The following is an 18,865-nucleotide window of genomic DNA, read 5'->3' on the forward strand; positions in this document are numbered from 1 at the left end:
GTTGGTTTATGAGGTGAATGACGTATTTAGCTAGAGCATGTTTGGGACAAGCTCCAGCTTGGCCATTTGAACTTCATTTGATCACGGCCAAGCTGGAGCTTGGCCCAAACAACCAGACTACTCTTTCACATACTTGTTCAGCGGGCAGGTTTTCAATTGTTTCAAGCCCTCGATCACAGAGCCCGCATTAACTTTTGCCCCGGCTGCATTCGTGTGCGTATGATCTTTCACGAAGTAAGTAGCCTGTAGCAGTGTCGAGTCACCAACAACATCATATTTGCGGGCAACCAGTTCATTCAGGTCAATAAAGTAAGCTCCATTTTTACCTCCCGATTCGGTTTTAGCCACCTCGGCGGCCCATTTGCCGTAATCGTCGGTACCGCGAATTACTTTGCTGTCTTTCCATTGATTGCGCGGCACCAAGGACAATACAATGGGTGTGGCTCCTTTTGCTTTCGTATCGGTTACATATTTGCGAATGTACCAGCCGTAGCTGTGAACTACCTCGTGTTTTTTCGTGATCAGGTTGTCAATTTCCTGGGTCTCATCGCCAATACCTTTGATTGTTCCGCGAGCGCGTAGGGTGTCATTAATAGGGCCTGCATCGTTATGACCAAACTGCATCATCACGAAATCGCCCGGTTTCAGGACCGTCCTGATTTTCTCCCAGCGCCCTTCTGACAAAAACGTACGGCTGCTACGACCGCCAATCGCGTGATTCTCGATATGGATGCGAGTTGTGTCGAAATAGGCATCCATGAAGTGGCCCCAACCCCACATGCCGCCATCGCCTTTGTCGGTGGAGTTCTTCACGGTCGAGTCACCAATCAGGTAAAGGGTTGGACGTTGGGGGAGGTTAAGGGCAACCAAAAGAACAGCCATAATGGCAATCAGTGCGGTGGGTATGGTATTTCTCATAAATTGATTTGGCTGCATTCCCGTCAAAAAAATGAATTTTAACGCTGTTGATCTGTTAACCCGATAGTTTCGGTTAAGTTTGTAAATCGGCTATTTGACGTAGCAGTCTGATAAAATCTACATTGAATAGCTTCTTTTCGTTCGACTAAACTTGTTCCGATCTACTATGCAGTCTGATCTTGCCTCCCCCGAAAAAGCCTTTGCCGAAACCGGCCTTTCTCTACCACCCGCCCCACAACCGATGGGCGTTTACAAGCCGTATCTTATTGATGGAAAGTACCTGTACATATCGGGTCATGGCCCTGTGCAGGATGATAAAAGCCTGATTAAAGGCCGTGTGGGAGCCGATCTGGACATTGAGCAGGCTAAGCTGGCTGCTCGGCAGGTGGGCCTAACAATCCTATCGACCATCCGAACAAACCTGGGTAGCCTCGACCGGGTGAAGCGTGTTATTAAAGTATTGGGCATGGTAGGCTGTACCCCCGATTTTGAGCAACACCCCTACGTGATCAACGGTTGCAGCGAACTTTTTTCGGCCGTTTGGGGGCCCGATAATGGCGTTGGCGTTCGGTCGGCGGTGGGGATGGGCTCCCTGCCCGGCAACATCCCGGTTGAAATAGAAGCCTTATTTGAGCTGGTTTAACTGATGGAGCAAGCACCCTGGTATACGATTAATGACATTGCCCAACTCGATACACCTGCATTGGTGATCTATACGGATCGGGTAAAACAGAATATTGCTTTCCTGATCAAGGCAGTCGACAAACTGAGTCGACTACGGCCACACGTAAAAACGAATAAGTCGCGGGAAGCCTGCCAGTTGATGCTGGATGCCGGTATCACCAAATTCAAGTGCGCCACTATTGCCGAGGCCGAAATGCTGGCAATGCTCGGTGCTCCCGATGTGCTGCTGGCCTACCAGCCAAACGAGGCTAAAATGCATCGACTGGTAAGCCTGATGAAGACCTACCCGGAAACGAAATTTTCCTGTCTGGTCGATAACAGCACAACAGCCAATCAACTGTCGGCAGTGGCCGTACTGGCTGATCTGGTCGTACCGGTGTACATTGACTTAAATGTGGGCATGAACCGGACGGGTGTTGCGCCCGGTGGGGCTGTACTGACGCTATATGCAGAACTGGATACATTGCCGGGTGTTCAGCCGGTGGGGCTGCATGCCTACGATGGACACCTGCGTGATCCGGATATCACGGTTCGAACCGCTCAATGCGATGCGGCTTTCTGGCCCGTTCAACTGCTGCACGATACGCTCGTGTCGCACGGATTTGCCTCGCCGGTTTTAGTGGTAGGAGGGAGTCCAACGTTCCCGATTCATGCCAAACGACCAACTGTAGAGTGTAGTCCCGGTACGTTTATATATTGGGATAAAGGCTATCAGAGCATCCTGACCGAGCAACCGTTTTTAACGGCCGCTCTGGTAGTTTCGCGGGTAATCTCCCTGCCCGATTCGACAAAAATTTGTCTGGACCTGGGTCATAAATCAGTGGCCGCCGAAGGCGAATTGGTTCAGCGGGTTACCTTCCTGAATGCACCGGAGTTAAAAGCCATTGGCCAAAGTGAGGAGCATCTGGTTGTCGAAGCGGGCGAAGGACATGCGTATAAAGTTGGCGATATTTTGTACGGATTACCCAACCACATTTGCCCAACTGTAGCCTTGTATGAACGGGCTTATGCGATCGAAAATGGTAATGTGACAGGAGAGTGGCTAACCGTTAGCCGTGATCGGATGATTTTGGTGTGAGTCAACTCGTTGACTTTAATTTTCTGAAGGAGGGATTATGGGGATTGTTAATGAGTAAGACCTTGTAGTCAGATAAATAGTATCGGCATTTTTTTGTCATGGCTCCGGCCACCCGGCCCGACGGCAGGAGGGATCTTCGATAAGCCGGAAAGCTTCTTTTCTACCGAAGATCCCTCCTGCCGTCGGGCCAGGTGGCCGGAGCCATGACAAAAAAATGCCTTACTTTTTGAGATAAGTTTCGTGACTTATAACAGCATCATACCGCTTGTTGCCCCTCAACGGCCAGCAAGTATACCGTCATCGACTCACCAACGGTGGCAATCCAGTTATCATATTCAATGATAGCTTGTAAACGGAGATCTTCGCTAATATACCCGGCATTTACCAATTGCGGGCCACGCAACTCGGCGACTTCAGCCCATAATCGGCTGGCAACGGCAAAATTCGGGTTGCTTCGGTGGGCAATTTCAAACTGTTCTTCTACCTGTACCAACTCAAAGCCAATATGGTGCATCATCACCTGTAGGTGATCGGCGATGGCGTTGTCGAAGCCTGCGTCCTGACGCCATTTCAGAAAAGCGTCGTAAAAGGTTCGCATAGTTTCGGGCGGCTCAGGTGTCCAGATTATTTTCTCGTGATTGAAATCAAGGATAGCCAGGTAGCCACCCGGTTTTACGAAACGCTTCATGTTTTGTAAGGCGGCTTCGGGATTAGCCAGCCATTGCAGCGTTCGGGCGCAGGTAACCAGATCGAAGCGTTCGTCTGTGTCGAATGAATAGACATCGGCTTGTTCAAAAGCGAGTCCTGCGGTGTTTCCTGCCTGCTGGTTGGCCTGTTCAATTAAACTCTCGTTTGGATCAATGCCCAGCACACGGCCTGTGGGGCCTGTTTTGTCGGCAATACTGCGTGTAATAGCCCCGGTGCCGCAACCAAAATCGAGTACTGATAGGCCCGGTCGCAAATACTTGATCAGGTTGCGATTCGCGTTCTCGACGGTTCGTCGTTCCAACACGGGATTGTAACCTTTGGGCATTTTTGCCCGCTCAGTACTTTGTTGATCAGCCATAAAAGAAATTAAAATAGGTCGCGTCCTCAGAGTGATGACACGACCTAAGAATGATGAAAAAAGTATATTAACCACAGAGGTACAGAGAGCACAGAGGACTGCCGAAGTGAAATTCTCTGTGCTCACTGGGCCTCTGTGGTTAATAAATTATTATTTACTTTTTCGTTGAAAACTGATAGATAGTCGTGCTTTTGTACGTTTGACCGGGTTTTAACTCCGTTGTTGGGAAAGCCGGGTGGTTCGGCGAATCGGGATAATGTTCGGTTTCCAGACAGATAGCGTACCGTTTTTTATACGGAAATCCTTCGCGCCCTGTTACTGAACCGTCCAGAAAATTGCCGGTATAAAACTGTATGGCGGGTTCGGTTGTGCGAACTTCCATAACCCGGCCCGACGTAGGTTCATAGACTGTAGCGGCCAGTTTCAGCGAATCACCGGAGCCGTTCAGCACCCAGCCATGATCATATCCACCGCCGTATTTGATCTGGGTGTCTGTCGAGTCGTTGATGCGTAAACCAACAACCGTTGGCTTAAGAAAGTCAAACGGGGTGCCTGCAACTGGTTTCAGTTCGCCCGTTGGGATCAGCGTTTTGTCGACTGCGATAAGTTTATCGGCGTTGAGCGTTACAACATGGTCGAGAACGTCACGCTTGGCACCGCCTGTCAGGTTGAAGTAAGTGTGATTGGTCAGGTTCACAACGGTCGCTTTGTCGGTCGTGGCTTTATAATCAATCTTGAGCGCGTTGTCTTTTTGCAACGTATACGTTACTTCTACCGACAGATTGCCGGGGTAGCCTTCTTCGCCATCTTTAGCCGTGTAGGCTAGTTTGAGGGCAGGTTCGTCACCATCAACGGGGGTAGCTGTCCAGAGAACTTTGTCGAAGCCGACTTTGCCGCCGTGCAGGTGGTTGCCCATGTTGTTAATAAACAGGTTATAGGTTTTGCCTTCGAGCGTAAATTTTCCTTTGGCAATGCGGTTGCCATACCGGCCAATCAAGGCCCCGAAATAGGGATTGTTTTTTACGTAATTCGACAATGAATCCTGCCCGAGTGTTACATCGGCAAATTTGCCGTCTTTATCGGGCGTTTCCAATGCTACGATGATACCACCATAGTTGGTGATTTTGGCGGTCATGCCCGATGCATTTCGCAGGGTAAACAGGTCGGCCGTTTGTCCATCGGGAAGTGTGCCGTAAGTGGTTTTTTCGATACCCGGCTTTTGCTCGCCAGATGAATCGTTTTCTTTCTTTGAGGAACAGGAGGTCATAGTTAAGCAACCAGTTAACAGAGCCAGCGATAAGAGTTGAGGCAAAAACTTCATGAACAATTGAGGGTTAAGGTTTTGACACAGAGATTCACAGAGTCAAACGGAGATACACAGAGAATTTTTTGTGTTCACTCTGGTGTGAGCTCTATTTATAAAGGGTAATGAGTCATATTCATACTTTTTTCAATACAACCAGACAAATGAATGAACCGGGGAATAACATCACATAGTAAATTGTTGTTTTCTTTTAATCAATGGTCGTGTAAATGAAAACTGTTTATGAAACCAAAGGTGAAACATTTATTTCATTCAGTTTTATTATTCACCAACTTGATGATTGGGTGTGTCCCACCTTCTATTCCGAATTACGACATCGGGACAGGTAAACTGATTTTCAAGGACACTTGCCAAGGGCAGACTGTATACTTGATGGATATTGCAATTCTGAATGCCTATAAGAGTGGATATAGCTATTCAGATACATTGACCGTTGGTGATACGACCTATTTTCATGTGGTTAGACTAGACGCAAGGCAGTTTGATATTTTGTCCAAAAAGAGTGTTTATGACAAAATAAATATTGAGTTTGACCGGGGTATACGAAATACGCTTCCCAAATGTAATGGCTTTCCAGTTGGTAGTGTTGAAACGGTCAATGTGTTTTCCATTCGATCTGTCGATTACTAGTAAGCGCAAAAAATATTCGTTATAATAACACTAACAGCCCTGCCCGTAGTAAGCGTTTTTGCCGTGTTTGCGCTCGTAATGTTTCAGCCGTAGGGTGTCTTTGATGCGGGGCGTGTTTGGGTTTATTTGGAGCGTTAGGTAGGCCATTCGAGCTAGTTCCTCCAGCACGGCGGAGTTATAAACGGCTTTTTCTGCCGATTTTCCCCAGGTAAATGGGCCGTGATTCTGCAAAAGAACCATCTCCATTTCGCTGTTTGCCAACCCCTTTTCGGCGAAGCAGTTGAAAATCTGATGGCCCGTTTCGTGCTCGTAATCACCTTGTATCATCTCGTCGGTCAACGCCGGAGCGCAGGGAATATCCTTGTGTGTATGGTCGGCGTGGGTTGTTCCGAAAATGGGAATGTCCATACCCGCCTGTGCCCAGGCCACCGCATGGGTGCTGTGGGTGTGCGCGATACCGCCAATGTTCTCCCAGGTTTTGTAGAGCAACGCATGGGTTTTGGTATCCGACGATGGGCGCAACTTGCCTTCGACCACAAGCCCGTCGTAGTCACAAATTACGATGTCATCAACCGCTAGTTTTTCGTAAGGCACCCCGCTGGGTTTGATGGCAAATACCGCCCGGTCACGGTCGACCGCGCTCACATTGCCGAAGGTAAACAGCACCAGCCCCAGTTTGGGAAGCTGCATATTTGCCTCGTAACATTCTTCTTTTAGGGATGTGTACATGATTAATGTTGAATGAGAGAATGACAGAATGAGTGAATACTAGAACAACTCACAGTCATTCTAGTATTCATTCATTCTATCATTCAAAATTAAAGTTCCAATACTACTACCGATACGGGTGGCAGGCTTACTGTCAGGTTGTCGCCGGTTAGTTTGGCACCTGTGAAAGCTACCGGTTTGATTTTAGTCAGATTCTCAAACGTGTTGTGGTCGTGCACATTGGCAGAGGTCAGGATGCGCCCTGTTACACCAGCGGCTTTTAGTCCTTTCAAATCCACCAAAATTTCCTGTGGTTTTGTTGGGTCGATGTTGACCAGCGATACGTGAACCTTACCCGCTTTATCACGGGAAGCCGATACAGATACGGCAGGTAACTTCTCCTTCTCGAACGTGAAATCTTCCGACTTGACACTAACCGGCAACATTGTTGCGTCCTGATGTACATTGTACATTTCCAGTACGTGATAGGTGGGTGTCAGTAGAATTTTATCGCCTTTGGTCAGGATAACGGCTTGCAGTACATTGATCGCCTGGGCCAGATTCGCCATACGCACGCGTTCAGCATGTTTGTGGAAAATGTTGAGCGTTGAACCAGCCAGCACTGCATCACGCATGGTATTTTGCTGATACAAAAAGCCCGGATTCGTACCCGGCTCGACATTGTACCAACCGCCCCACTCATCCACGATCAGCGCAATTTTTTTCTCCGGGTCATACTTGTCCATAATGGCCGAATGCTTCTCGATCAGTTCGTCCATCAACAGCGCTTGCTGCATCGTTTTGAAGTACTCCTGATCGGAAAACTGCGTGGCTGAGGATTTTTTGCCTTCGCCCCACGACAGCACGGAGTAGTGGTGCATGGCCAACCCTTCCATCATAGTCGATGGAATATTTTTCATGAGCGTTTCCGTCCAGGTATAATCGTTGTCGCTGGCTCCCGACGCAATTCGGAAAATCTTCTCTTTGCCCACGATGGGGTTCATGAAGGTACTGTACTGACGGTATAGATTGGCGTAGAAATCCGGTTTCATATTGCCCCCGCAACCCCAAGCTTCGTTGGCTACGCCCCAATAACGTACATTCCAGGGCGCCTGACGGCCATTCTGCTGGCGCAGTGCCGACATAGGGCTGTTTTTTGCACCCATTCTGACAATTCCTGTACGGTGCCGCTACCCACATTGCCCGCCAGATAAGGCTCTGTACCCAGCAGTTCGCACATGTTCAGGAAGTCGTGGGAACCGAAACTATTGTCTTCCGTAACGCCACCCCACCAGGTATTGACGATTTTGGGCCGTTTTGATTTTGGTCCGATACCATCTTTCCAGTGGTAAGTGTCGGCAAAGCAGCCGCCCGGCCAGCGAAGGTTCGGTATTTTAAGCTTTTTCAGGGCGCTCACAACATCGAGCCGAACCCCGTTTTTGTTCGGGATTTTGGTGTTGCCCTCGCCCACATAAAAGCCGTCATAAATACTACGGCCCAGGTGTTCGGCGAAGTGGCCATAAATATGGCGGCTGATGATGGTTTTGCCTTCATCACCATTGATCGTCACCTTATTCTGCGCCGACGCTAGGAGCGTGAGGGAGGCAAACGCAAGGGTTAGGATTGGTTTTTTCATTTGGTTAAGAAAAAGTGAAACAGTTAACGGGTGTGATAGGGAGATAGCGCGAGCGTCATCGTTCGTGCTGACTATTACCCGGCCTCTGGCCGATTTTCGGTTACTTTATTCCGGCCAGAGGCCGGGTAATAGTCAGCACGAACGATGACGTTCGCGCTATCAGACGCACGCTCATTTGTAATATACCTCACTCCAGCGCAGTTCGTTTTTTAGTTGACGCAGATTGGTGTTTTTGTCAATCACAACCAGTTCGACACCGAACATATCTGCGAAATCTTCGATATGATCCGTTGTCAGGTTTTGGCTGTACACCGTGTGGTGAGCACCCCCGGCCAGAATCCAGGCGGCACACCCGGTTTGCATATCGGGCAGCGGTTTCCAGATGGCACGGGCAACGGGAAGTTTCGGGAGGGCTTCCGGTACGGCCACGGCTTCGACCTCGTTGACGAGCATACGGAACCGGTTGCCCATGTCGATTAGCGACACGTTAATGGCTGGTCCGGCGGGGGCATTGAACACCAGACGAACCGGATCGGCTTTGCCACCAATGCCCAACGGATGGATCTCGCAGGTTGGTTTATCGACGGCGATGGACGGGCAAATTTCGAGCATGTGCGAGCCTAGCACCAGTGGGTTCGCCGGGTCGAAATGGTAGGTGTAATCTTCCATGAACGAGTTGCCGCCTTTCAGGCCAGCCGCCATTACTTTCAGGGTGCGCACCATTGCCGAGGTTTTCCAGTCGCCCTCGCCACCAAAACCGTAGCCTTCGGCCATCAGACGCTGAGAAGCGATACCCGGCAGTTGCGTCATGCCGTGCAGGTCTTCGAATGTATCGGTGTAGGCCGTGAAGTTGCCATCTTGCAGGAAAGCCCGCATGCCGATTTCGATTTTGGCTGCATCCCGAAGCGAGCTGTGTTGCGCTCCGCCCCGAAGCAACGACTCCATAAGCGTGTAGGTGTCGGCATATTCGGTGACCAACTGGTCGATCTCGGCATCGGTCACCTGATTGATAACCGCTACCAGATCGCCAATGCCATGGGTATTAACCGACATGCCAAACGTCATTTCGGCCGCTACTTTGTCGCCATCCGTCACGGCTACCTGGCGCATGTTATCGCCAAACCGAACCACCTTCATCGTCTTCAGCTCATAGGCCGCTACCGAAACCCGGCCCCAGTCGGCAATTTTTGCCAGCACGTCGGGCTGTTCCCAGTAGCCTACTACGATTTTGCGATTCAACCGCATCCGCGACATAATAAACCCAAACTCCCGGTCGCCGTGAGCCGACTGGTTGAGGTTCATGAAATCCATGTCGATTGTGCCCCAGGGAATGTCCCGATTGAACTGGGTATGCAGATGAAGCAGTGGCTTTTTGAGGATCGTTAACCCCCGAATCCACATTTTAGCGGGCGAGAAGGTATGCATCCAGGTGATGATACCCACACAGTTTGGGGCAACATTCGCTTCCTGACAAATCGCATAAATCTCATCCGGCGTTTTGACAACGGGCTTAAATACAACCCGCACAGGAATAACCGTCGACTGGTCGAACGATTGCGCGATGATTTGCGAATGGTCGGCTACCTGCCGAAGCGTTTCTTCGCCGTATAAATGCTGGCTTCCCGTGACGAACCAGATTTCAAATTGTTTCAGATTAAGCATTTTGTAAAATGTATTTTTATGTATCGTCAGTTTCTTGAAACTGACGTGTGCGCACCCGTTTTGGCGTGTATTGCCCCACCTTTGAACTGAGGAGAGGGCTAAAATTGGCCTGGTGATTCAGAACCATTTGCAACTCATCTGGAAACAAACAGCCAGAGGCTGTTTGGTACTTACTTATTCTCTACAAACGCGCCCAACGCCAGATACTTCTGGTAGAGCGTTTCATAGGTGGCAACGTGTTCGGCTCGGGGGTGATACTCAGCGTCGAAGCCGGAACCCATTGCCTGTTGTGCGGCTTCCATTGTGGGGTGAACACCAGCCGCAACAGCCGCGCACATAGCCGCACCCAGCGCACAAGCCTGGTCGGCGCTGGCTACCTGAATGGGTTTGTTGAGCACATTGGCGAGGGTCTGCATTACAAAGGGCGACTTTTTGGCAACGCCCCCAATGGCAATGACCTTTTTGATCGGGACGCCCTCTTCGATAAACCGGTCAACAATACTACGGGAACCGAAAGCAGTTGCCTCTACAAGTGCTTTGAACACTTTAGGGGCATCGGTGCCGAGATTCAGCCCTGATATGGCCGCTTTTAGTGTATGGTTGGCATCGGGTGTTCGGCGTCCGTTGATCCAGTCCAGAGCAATCAAATCACTTGTCGTAACGGGCAGTTGGGCCGCCTGTTCTGATAAATGGGGTATAAGTTTTTGCGCCAACGTATCGGCGGCTTCATCGCCCAGCAGCTCACGAACGGGGCCTGTAATCAGGCGGGAAAACCAGGCATAAACATCCCCGAAAGCTGATTGGCCCGCTTCCAGACCGAGCATGCCCGGCGCAACAGAACCGTCTACCTGTCCGCAAATGCCTCGAATAAGCCGATGTCCGATTTCTTCATTGGGAGCCATCAAAATGTCGCAGGTGGATGTGCCAATGATGCGGACGAAGGCGTAGGGTTCAATTTCGGCACCGATAGCACCCATGTGTGCATCGAATGCGCCTACACCCACGACCACGTTGGTTGATAGCCCTAATTTCTCCACCCACTCTGCCGAGAGATTCCCCATTGGCAGGTCGGATGTGTAGGTATCCGTAAATAAGCGTTCCCGTAAGCCATTCAATAGGGGGTCAAGTTTTGTAAGAAATTCGTTGGATGGGAGTCCGTCGAATTCGCTGTGCCAGAGGGCTTTATGTCCAGCCGCACACCGTGACCGACGTAGGGTAAGCGGGTTGGTATTTCCGGTAAGAACCGCCGACATCCAGTCGCAGTGTTCAACCCACGAAAAGGCATGTTGACGAACAGCTTCGTCTACGCGAAGTGTTCGCAGCATCTTGGCCCAGAACCACTCCGACGAATAAATACCCCCAACATATTTGGTGTAATCGACATCCCAGTGGTGCGCCAGATTATTGATTTCTTCTGCTTCGGCGTTGGCGGTATGGTCTTTCCAGAGGATGAACATACCGTTGGGATTTTCGGCAAAGTCGGGCCGCAGTGCCAGTGGTAAGCCGGTTTCATCGACCGGGCCGGGTGTTGAGCCGGTCGTGTCAATCGAAATGCCAACGACTTGTTGGCGAACCTCATCAGTAGCTTGAGCTAACGCCCCTTTAATGGTAGCTTCCAGTCCTTCGAGGTAATCGAGCGGGTGTTGCCGGAATTGTGAACTCGCCGGGTCGCAGTAGAGGCCTTTTTTCCAGCGGGCGTATTCATGGACATGAGTGCCTGCCGTTTGTCCGGTTTGGGTATTGACAACCAGCGCCCGAACGGAGTCACTGCCAAAATCAACACCGATAACGTAGGAATTATTCATAGGAGAAAGTGGGTCGCAGGGAAGAATGATACAGAGCAGGTATGCATTCAGAGCAAAGAAAAAGACTGATTATTGAATAGTGTTTAGTTGACACAATACTACCACATTATTAGCTATTTCCATGAGAAAACGTAATTATTTTTCTAAACCTATAAGCCGGGCCGACGTTTCGGCCTTTAGACCGCTCCGGCTTATAGGTTTAGGACTACAAGTGAGATAAAGTTAGGCCAGCGTCAACTCAGGGAAAAAGCTAACATAGTCTGTAAGATACTGTTGGTATTTTTCGGCGTTCAGCCGGTAGAGCTGCCCTTTTTTCGTTACCGAGACCGTGTCTTTCTCGCCCGTACCAATCAACAGGTCTGTTGACAGGATTTTCCGGCTGAAATTACGACGGTCGAGTTGTTTGGTATAAATGGCTTCGTATACTTTTTGAAGCTGGGGAATAGTGAATTTTTCGGGCAGGAGTTCGAAACCAATGGCGTGCAAAGCAGCCTTGTACCGCAGGCGGTGTAGTGCCTGTTCGACCATTGTATTGTGGTCGAAAATCAGGTTAGGTTTCTCGCTCAGACTAATCCAGGAGGCATTATGTGTTCGTAAGGCGTTAACGTCCTGATCCTGAATATTGACCAGCGAATAATAGACGACCGATATCGTTCGCTCCACAGGGTCCCGATTTACAGAACCAAACGTCTGCAACTGTTCGAGATAGGTGTTGTTCAGGCCGGTAAGATCGTACAAAATACGCTGGGCGGCTGCTTCAAGATCCTCTTCTTCTCTAAGAAAACCACCCATCAATGACCATCGGCCCTGTTCTGGCTCAAAGTTTCGCTTGATTAACAAAAGCTTTAGCTCATCGCCATCATACCCGAAGATGATACAGTCTAAAGCAACCAGTATTCGATTTATATGTGTGTATTGACCCATCAGACGTTACGATATAGCTGAATCCTGACAATGGGCACGGATGACCCCTGTAAGAAAAATAGATTTGTAAACCGCTAAATAGCTATAAATATCCTTTTGCTCAAACCTACTTATAAACTTTCGTCACCGCCTTCCCGGATTGAACCCCATTCACACCAGTAAACTCACCAGACTCTCGACCATAACCGGCGAACCAATAAATAGAGGTGTACGCTGGTGTAAACTTGTCGGTTTGATATCCAGGGTTGACTGGTGCCCCGAGGTGGCTAAACACCCGGCCATTTCGGCCAGGAATGCCAACGGGAAAGCCTCATATAGTAAGCGTAATTTGCCATCGGGATTCTTCTTCGTTGCCGGATAGAGGTAAATGCCCCCTTTAAGCAGGTTTCGGTGGAAATCACCTACCAGTGAGCCGATGTAGCGAGCGGTATATTGCTTGTTCCGGCAATCGGTCAAATACTCCCGAATGCCCTCCTCGTAACCATTCCAGTTTCCGTCGTTGCAGGAATAAATCTGGCCATCGGCCGGGCTGTGAATGTCGGGGTGGGAGAGGATAAATTCACCTAACGAGGCATCGTACGTAAAGCCGTTTGCACTATGGCCGGTGGTATACACCAGGATGGTTGAGGAACCGTACAGAATATACCCAGCCGCCACCTGCCGACGGCCACCTTGCAGAAAGTCAGCTAATTGTGGCTCAGAACCGATTGGCGTTATACGGCGATAAATGGAAAAGATCGTGCCAATAGACACGTTCACGTCAATGTTCGATGAGCCATCCAGCGGGTCGATGGCTACCACATATTTGCCGTTATTGTTACCCGTATAAATAATGTCTTCGTCTTCCTCGGAGATAATAGCGCAGGCTTCTCCGCCATTTTTCAGCGCACGGCTGAACCGGATATTGGCAATCATATCCAGCTTTTGCTGGCTCTCTCCCTGCACATTCTGGACGCCCATGCCTCCGGTTAGGTCGATCAACCCAGCCCGATTTACTTCGCGGTGAATTATTTTTCCGGCCAGCGCAATGTCACGCAGCAATTGGGATAGTTCGCCGGTGGCGTAGGGGAACGCTGTTTGCCGGTGCATGATATACCGGTCGAGGGTAACGCCTACGGGTAAGGCCAGCGGGTGAGAGGCCGTGATTTCCATTGTATAGATAGTTTATGGTTAGAAGCATTAGTTATGAATAGGTTATATATATAGGTTACTAAATGAACTGAATTATGAGGGGGGCGGAGTTGTGGGGTTGTGGAGTTTACCACCGCCTTTTACCACCCCCATCCCCCTCCTAAAACAGGAGGGGGCTATGCCGAAGGATATTCCACTCCCGGTTCCACTTACAACAGAAGGGACTAGGACAGGCATGCCCCATTTCAAAGCCCCCTCCTGTTTTAGGAGGGGGTTGGGGGTGGTAAGATTCAACTTGTCCTACACCACTTCCTCTGTCTCAATCTGCCTTAACTTCACAGGCTGCATCGTCGGGGCGAGCAAGTGCATGACCAGCCAAGCCAGCATATAGGCCGAACCGCACATAAGGAAGATGATGCCATAGCCCGTTTGCAGATCACCCACCTTTTTATAGTTGTCTAAAATACGGCCAACGATTTCGGGAAAAATTATCCCGCCAACCGAACCGGCCATACTGCCAATACCAACTATTGAACTCACGGCCCGCTTAGGGAACATATCCGAAGCAGTGGTGAAGATATTCGCACTCCATGCCTGGTGGGCGGCTCCGGCCAGGCCAATCAGGGCAACTGTAGTCCATATATCAGGGCCATAGCGTACGGCAATCACCGGGATAACCAGCAGCGCAAAGATGAGCATGGATGTTTTGCGGGCTTTCCATACGCTCCATCCCCGACTGATAAGGGCCGACGACAGGTAACCTCCGCCAATACTGCCAATACTGACCAGTGTATACAATACTGCCAGATACAGGTTGGGTTTTTTCGTATCGAGGTGGAAGGTTGTCGAGAAATAGTCCTGTAACCAGAAGAGGAAAAACCACCAGATCGGGTCGGTGAGCATCTTGCCAAAAACGAAGGCCCAGGTTTGGCGAACACTCAGCAATTCGGCCCAGGATACGGGCTTGCCGTGGTCGGCAACGTCATCGGGTGTGGTTTCGTTGTCGCTGTGAATGTAGTCGAATTCAGCCTTCGACAGTTTGGCTTGTTTGGCGGGTATCTCGTAGGTGAAGTGCCAGACAACCAGCCAGATAAAGCCAATGGCACCCGTAACGATGAAGGCCATTTGCCAGCCATAAATACCCAGAATCCAGGGCACCAGAATGGGGGCGACAACGGCTCCAATGTTAGCCCCTGAGTTGAAAATCCCCGTTGCCAGGGCGCGTTCCTTTTTAGGGAACCACTCCGCCACGGTTTTAATAGCCGCCGGAAAATTACCTGCCTCGCCCAGTCCAAGGCCAATACGGGCGAAAATAAACCCAAGCGTACTGGTTGCCAGCGCATGGCCCATTGCGGCTATACTCCAGAAAATTATGGCAATGGTGTACCCCACTTTGGTACCTATCCGGTCAACGAAACGACCAAAAACAAGCAAACCAATGGCGTAGGCGGCCGAAAAAACCTGAATGATGCGGCTGTAATCCAACTCCGACCAGTTGAACTCTTTCTCAAGCGTTGGTTTCAACAAACCCACAACCTGGCGGTCGAGGTAGTTGATGGTGGTAGCGAAAAACAGCAGCGCCACGATTGTCCAGCGGTAATTACCCAGAGGCTTGTTCATGCTGGTTTTGGAATAAAGGTGGCGACAAGCTGAACCAGAGCGGCAACCCGGTCGCGAAGGGCTTCGGGCGATGAATTTTGTCCTGAAAACAGTTGCGAACCAATACCCACGGCCGTTACGCCCGCCCGGAACCAGGCCGACAAGCTGGCGATGGTGGGTTCAACGCCACCCGTTACCATCAATTTGAGGCCGGGCATTGGGCCTTTAATAGCCTTGATAAAGTCGGGACCGACAACATTGCCCGGAAAGACCTTTACTAGATCGGCACCCAGCAGCGTGGCCTGATAAATTTCGTTCAGAGACGAACCTGCAGGTACCCATGATACGCCCCGTGCCCGGCAAACGTCCCCGACTTCGGCTGTTGTAACAGGCTGTACAACAAAGTCAGCACCAGCATCCAGAAATTTTTCGGCATCGGCTCCTGTCAAAATGGTGCCGATACCCATTGCCATATCGGGGCAATTCGCACGAACATAGCGTACCAGATCCGTGAAAACAGATAGCGCCATGTCGCCCCGGTTTGTGAACTCAAACACCCGTAAACCGCCATCGTAACAAGCTTGCACAATGGCCTGTGCATGCGCAACATCGGGGTTGTAAAATACAGGGACTATTGGGTGGTTGATAACCAGATTAAGGATTTGATCAGGAGTGAATGCTGACATAAGGAATTTAGGGTGAGGGAACACAGATTTTTATGATCGTTATGGTTCAGCTATGACTTTTTTTGGAAGAAAGAGTTAAAATCATAATTACTCTTAAAAACCATAAAAATCTGCGTTCTATAGTGTTAAGGTAGAAAAACGGTTTGTAATCTCACTGATAGTCTGGTTCGTTGCGTCGCCCAATTCCTGCAATTTGCCAAAGGCAGCTTCAGCAGCAAAGTTGACGACATCCTGCGGTGCGTGCTGGTTATAAAGTCCATAAATAAGACCCGCCATGTAGCAGTCGCCACTACCCACCCGGTCAACCACAGCGTCGGTTAGCAACTCGGGTGAAACATATTGCTGTCCATCCATAAATAGCGTTGTGTAGTAGCGAAGGCCCGTTGTGGGCGTGTCGAACCGGAAGGTGTTGGCAACCACCTTAACGCGCGAAAACCGTTTCTGAAGGGCCTCGGACGTAGCGAGTGCGTGGGCAACATAATCGACCTGCTGTCCTTTGGCATGAATATCGGCATCGACCGGAATGTCCAGCAAGGCATTGGCCGCCCAGATATTGCCCATCACCACATCGCAGTAGGCCAGTAAGCCGGGCATAACATCGGTAGGGGCCATGCCGTATTGCCAAAGCCGCGCCCGGTGGTTAAGGTCTATCGAAATGGTAATGCCTTTCGCGGAGGCTACCGCCATCAACTCTTGGCAAGCCCCGGCAACCTCGGCACTGAGGGCCGGACTGATAGCACTGACGTGCAGCCAGCTCGTGTCCTGCAACACCAGATCCCAGTCAACTTTACCGGAAGCGAGTTCAGAAAACGAGGAATGAGCGCGGTCATAGATCACACCCGCATTTTTTAGGTCGGTGCCCTGCGGCAGGTAATAACTGCCCACACGTTGCCCAAACCGAACAATGCCGCTACCATCTATACCCTTACTGTCAACGTAGTTTATGATATCATCGGCCAGGGAATTAATTGGGAGAACAGTGCTGTATTTTACCGGAATGCCCCAGTTGGCAAGGGCCGTCGCCACATTTAGCTCGGCTCCACCCACAAAAACGGGCATAGATGCCTGCCGAATCCACTCGCCATTGGCAATGGGTGAAAATCGTAAAAGTAGTTCGCCGAAGCAGCAGATTTTGGTCATATACGTTAATGGGCGCTGTTGAGATCGTTGTAAAGAAGGCGGTCTCTGCCTTCGTTGAAATTAGAGGAAAGAGTACGTTTTTCCTGTTTTATACCCAATTGGTAAGTAGGTAAGCATTAATTCTGGCGTGGGGTTGAACACGCTAAACGATTGTACCAGTATCTAACTGAGTAGCCAGGGTTGCTAAAACGCCCGTTTCCAGTAATTGAGACAGGTTGCCGCTTACTGAATCGGCAAAACCGGGCAGTTTGCTCAAATCATGCCCCCACAATGTGGTGTTTGCCAATACAGTATGGGTTAATTCGGCAGGAGTGAGCGTTGCCCAGAGGTCTGCAAAATACGGTGCCTGTGCATCGTTGATTGGATATACTTCTCCATTTCGTTCGCCGTACCACGTATCGCCCTGCTGTTTTGTTCCCCGCATAAAGAGCAGATAAGCTGCAAATCCGAGTGAAAAATAGGCAGGTGTTACAGGCTGGTCCGTACCGAATTGCTGATAGTAGTGAAGCAATGTCTGCACATTACGCATCTGCATTTTAGCCGTATACTGCATGGTAATTCCCAACCAGCGGTGCTCGATAAACGAGTTACGAAAGCGATCCAATACCTGAGAACCAAAGCGTTCTGCATCGGCCGGATCAACGGCATATGGAATCCCCGGAATCAACTCGTCCAGCATTACCCGGCTGATAAAGGTTGATAGAACTTCATCTTCCATTGCTGCGCGAACGGTGTTGAAACCGCCTAAATAGGCCAGGCCGCAACTCAGGGTGTGGGTGCCGTTTAGCAACCGTAATTTCAACTCGCGGAACAAATCAATGTTGGGACGAATGAAAATGCAGTCGTCGGCCTGATGGAATGAGAGGATATTCTTAACCTGTTCATTTCCCTGAATCGCCCAAAGCCGGTAAACCTCCGAAATCGTTAATAACTCATCTTCGTAACCAAGTTGCCCGGTAAGCTCCTGTTGCGTTGCCGAGTCAGGGCGACCCGGTACAATGCGGTCTACTAGCGAATTACAGTAGGTATTTGCTGTTTCGAGCCAGTCGATAAACGCGCCGTCAAGCTCGTTCCGGTGGGCCAGTTCCAGTAAAATAGCTTCCAGTTTAGTGGCATTATCCGAAATGAGTTCGGTTGGAACAATCACCAGACCTTTATCTGATGCGCCGTTAAATGCCTGATAACGTGCGTACAATACCGCAAGGAGTTTGCCAGGAAAAGATTCGGGTGGCGACTGCCGAACGTCGTCCTGCACTAATTGAATGCCGACTTCAGTCGTGTTCGAGATAACAATCTGCAAATCAGGGCTGATGGCTACCCGTAAAATATCGTCCCACTGTTGTTTGGCCGACAAAACGCGGCTGATGGCCGAACAGACTACATTTTCCTCAACGGTCTGCCCGTCCTGAATACCGCGAATACAAAGTGTATAGAGGTTATCCTGCCGAGCAAAGGCATTCATATCACCCCCGTCGGTCGATTTTATGACCACGATTCGTCCGTTAAAAATACCCTGTCGGTTGGCTTTGTCGATCAGGTAATCGGGGAGACCGCGCAGTAAAACGCCCGTGCCAAATTGCAGGACTCGCTCAGGAAGCTGTTGCCAGTTTTCGACAGGTAGGCCAAGTGGAATGCCTGATTGAATGTACGGTAAGGATTGAGTTGACAAGGATTGCATTGTAGTTCAGGAATAGATCGACTGGCGATAGAATGGACGATTTGTTGTTCGGGAGTGTGCCGGCTGAGAAAACGGTAAATTATCTTTTTCGTAGAAAATACATTTTTGCTGCATCAGCCTTCTACTAATTTCCTTCCTTAACAATAAGTAGGTTCTTTGTAATAGAGAAGTGTTTGACCATATTTATTCATGCAAA

At 49.9% G+C, this 18,865-nt stretch carries 15 protein-coding genes and 1 pseudogene; 3 read left to right on the forward strand and 13 right to left on the reverse strand.

The genetic code is table 11. The annotated features are described in order from the left end of the window. Positions 1-117 precede the first annotated feature (117 nt). Complete coding sequence (locus CWM47_RS06725) at positions 118-918, reverse strand: rhamnogalacturonan acetylesterase (RefSeq protein WP_100993764.1); 801 nt, start codon at positions 916-918, stop codon at positions 118-120. A gap of 166 nt (positions 919-1,084) precedes the next feature. Between CWM47_RS06725 and CWM47_RS06730 the strand changes: the two genes are divergently transcribed. Together CWM47_RS06730 and CWM47_RS06735 are read left to right on the forward strand one after the other, a co-directional pair. Further along, positions 1,085-1,561, forward strand: coding sequence for a RidA family protein (locus CWM47_RS06730; protein WP_100987256.1), 477 nt, complete (start codon positions 1,085-1,087; stop codon positions 1,559-1,561). 3 nt (positions 1,562-1,564) lie between these two features. Further along, on the forward strand, positions 1,565-2,680 hold the full coding sequence (locus tag CWM47_RS06735) for a D-TA family PLP-dependent enzyme (RefSeq protein WP_100987257.1): 1,116 nt from the start codon (positions 1,565-1,567) through the stop codon (positions 2,678-2,680). Between the two features lie 256 nt (positions 2,681-2,936). On the opposite strand, the gene CWM47_RS06740 is transcribed toward CWM47_RS06735, so the two are convergent. Beyond that, positions 2,937-3,746, reverse strand: coding sequence for a methyltransferase domain-containing protein (locus CWM47_RS06740; RefSeq protein WP_100987258.1), 810 nt, complete (start codon positions 3,744-3,746; stop codon positions 2,937-2,939). 154 nt (positions 3,747-3,900) lie between these two features. Further along, positions 3,901-5,067 carry an aldose epimerase family protein gene (locus CWM47_RS06745; RefSeq protein WP_100987259.1) on the reverse strand — a complete coding sequence of 389 codons (1,167 nt, stop codon included), beginning with the start codon at positions 5,065-5,067 and terminating at the stop codon, positions 3,901-3,903. Between the two features lie 375 nt (positions 5,068-5,442). On the opposite strand from CWM47_RS06745, the gene CWM47_RS38045 reads away from it, so the two are divergent. Next, positions 5,443-5,700, forward strand: a complete 258-nt coding sequence (locus CWM47_RS38045; protein WP_157815915.1) for a hypothetical protein — start codon at positions 5,443-5,445, stop codon at positions 5,698-5,700. 30 nt (positions 5,701-5,730) lie between these two features. Here the strand turns inward: CWM47_RS38045 and CWM47_RS06755 are convergent, their stop codons facing one another. The 10 genes and pseudogenes from CWM47_RS06755 to CWM47_RS06800 form a co-directional block, all read right to left on the reverse strand. Beyond that, complete coding sequence (locus tag CWM47_RS06755; RefSeq protein ID WP_100987261.1) at positions 5,731-6,429, reverse strand: L-ribulose-5-phosphate 4-epimerase; 699 nt, start codon at positions 6,427-6,429, stop codon at positions 5,731-5,733. An 89-nt stretch (positions 6,430-6,518) separates the two neighbouring features. Then, positions 6,519-8,044: pseudogene (locus CWM47_RS06760) on the reverse strand (alpha-N-arabinofuranosidase). A 171-nt stretch (positions 8,045-8,215) separates the two neighbouring features. Then, entirely contained in the window at positions 8,216-9,706 is a 1,491-nt protein-coding gene (araA, locus tag CWM47_RS06765; protein ID WP_100987262.1) for an L-arabinose isomerase, read from the reverse strand. A gap of 170 nt (positions 9,707-9,876) precedes the next feature. Then, complete coding sequence (locus CWM47_RS06770; protein WP_100987263.1) at positions 9,877-11,511, reverse strand: ribulokinase; 1,635 nt, start codon at positions 11,509-11,511, stop codon at positions 9,877-9,879. 222 nt (positions 11,512-11,733) lie between these two features. After that, positions 11,734-12,435 carry an NUDIX hydrolase gene (locus CWM47_RS06775; RefSeq protein WP_100987264.1) on the reverse strand — a complete coding sequence of 234 codons (702 nt, stop codon included), beginning with the start codon at positions 12,433-12,435 and terminating at the stop codon, positions 11,734-11,736. Between the two features lie 150 nt (positions 12,436-12,585). Continuing rightward, a complete protein-coding gene (fbp, locus tag CWM47_RS06780; RefSeq protein WP_100987265.1) occupies positions 12,586-13,587 on the reverse strand; it encodes a class 1 fructose-bisphosphatase in 1,002 nt (333 codons plus the stop codon). 279 nt (positions 13,588-13,866) lie between these two features. Next, a complete protein-coding gene (locus tag CWM47_RS06785) occupies positions 13,867-15,186 on the reverse strand; it encodes an MFS transporter (RefSeq protein WP_100987266.1) in 1,320 nt (439 codons plus the stop codon). Next, positions 15,183-15,851, reverse strand: a complete 669-nt coding sequence (locus CWM47_RS06790) for a beta/alpha barrel domain-containing protein (protein ID WP_100987267.1) — start codon at positions 15,849-15,851, stop codon at positions 15,183-15,185. The genes CWM47_RS06785 and CWM47_RS06790 overlap by 4 nt, the downstream gene beginning before the upstream one ends. A gap of 117 nt (positions 15,852-15,968) precedes the next feature. Beyond that, positions 15,969-16,991 (reverse strand): sugar kinase, encoded by a 1,023-nt coding sequence (locus CWM47_RS06795; protein ID WP_100987268.1) that lies wholly within the window; start codon positions 16,989-16,991, stop codon positions 15,969-15,971. A 142-nt stretch (positions 16,992-17,133) separates the two neighbouring features. Continuing rightward, a complete protein-coding gene (locus CWM47_RS06800) occupies positions 17,134-18,669 on the reverse strand; it encodes a tagaturonate reductase (RefSeq protein ID WP_100987269.1) in 1,536 nt (511 codons plus the stop codon). Positions 18,670-18,865: the final 196 nt, after the last annotated feature.

The sequence above is a fragment of the Spirosoma pollinicola genome (assembly GCF_002831565.1).
GTDB classification, from domain to species: Bacteria; Bacteroidota; Bacteroidia; order Cytophagales; family Spirosomataceae; genus Spirosoma; species Spirosoma pollinicola.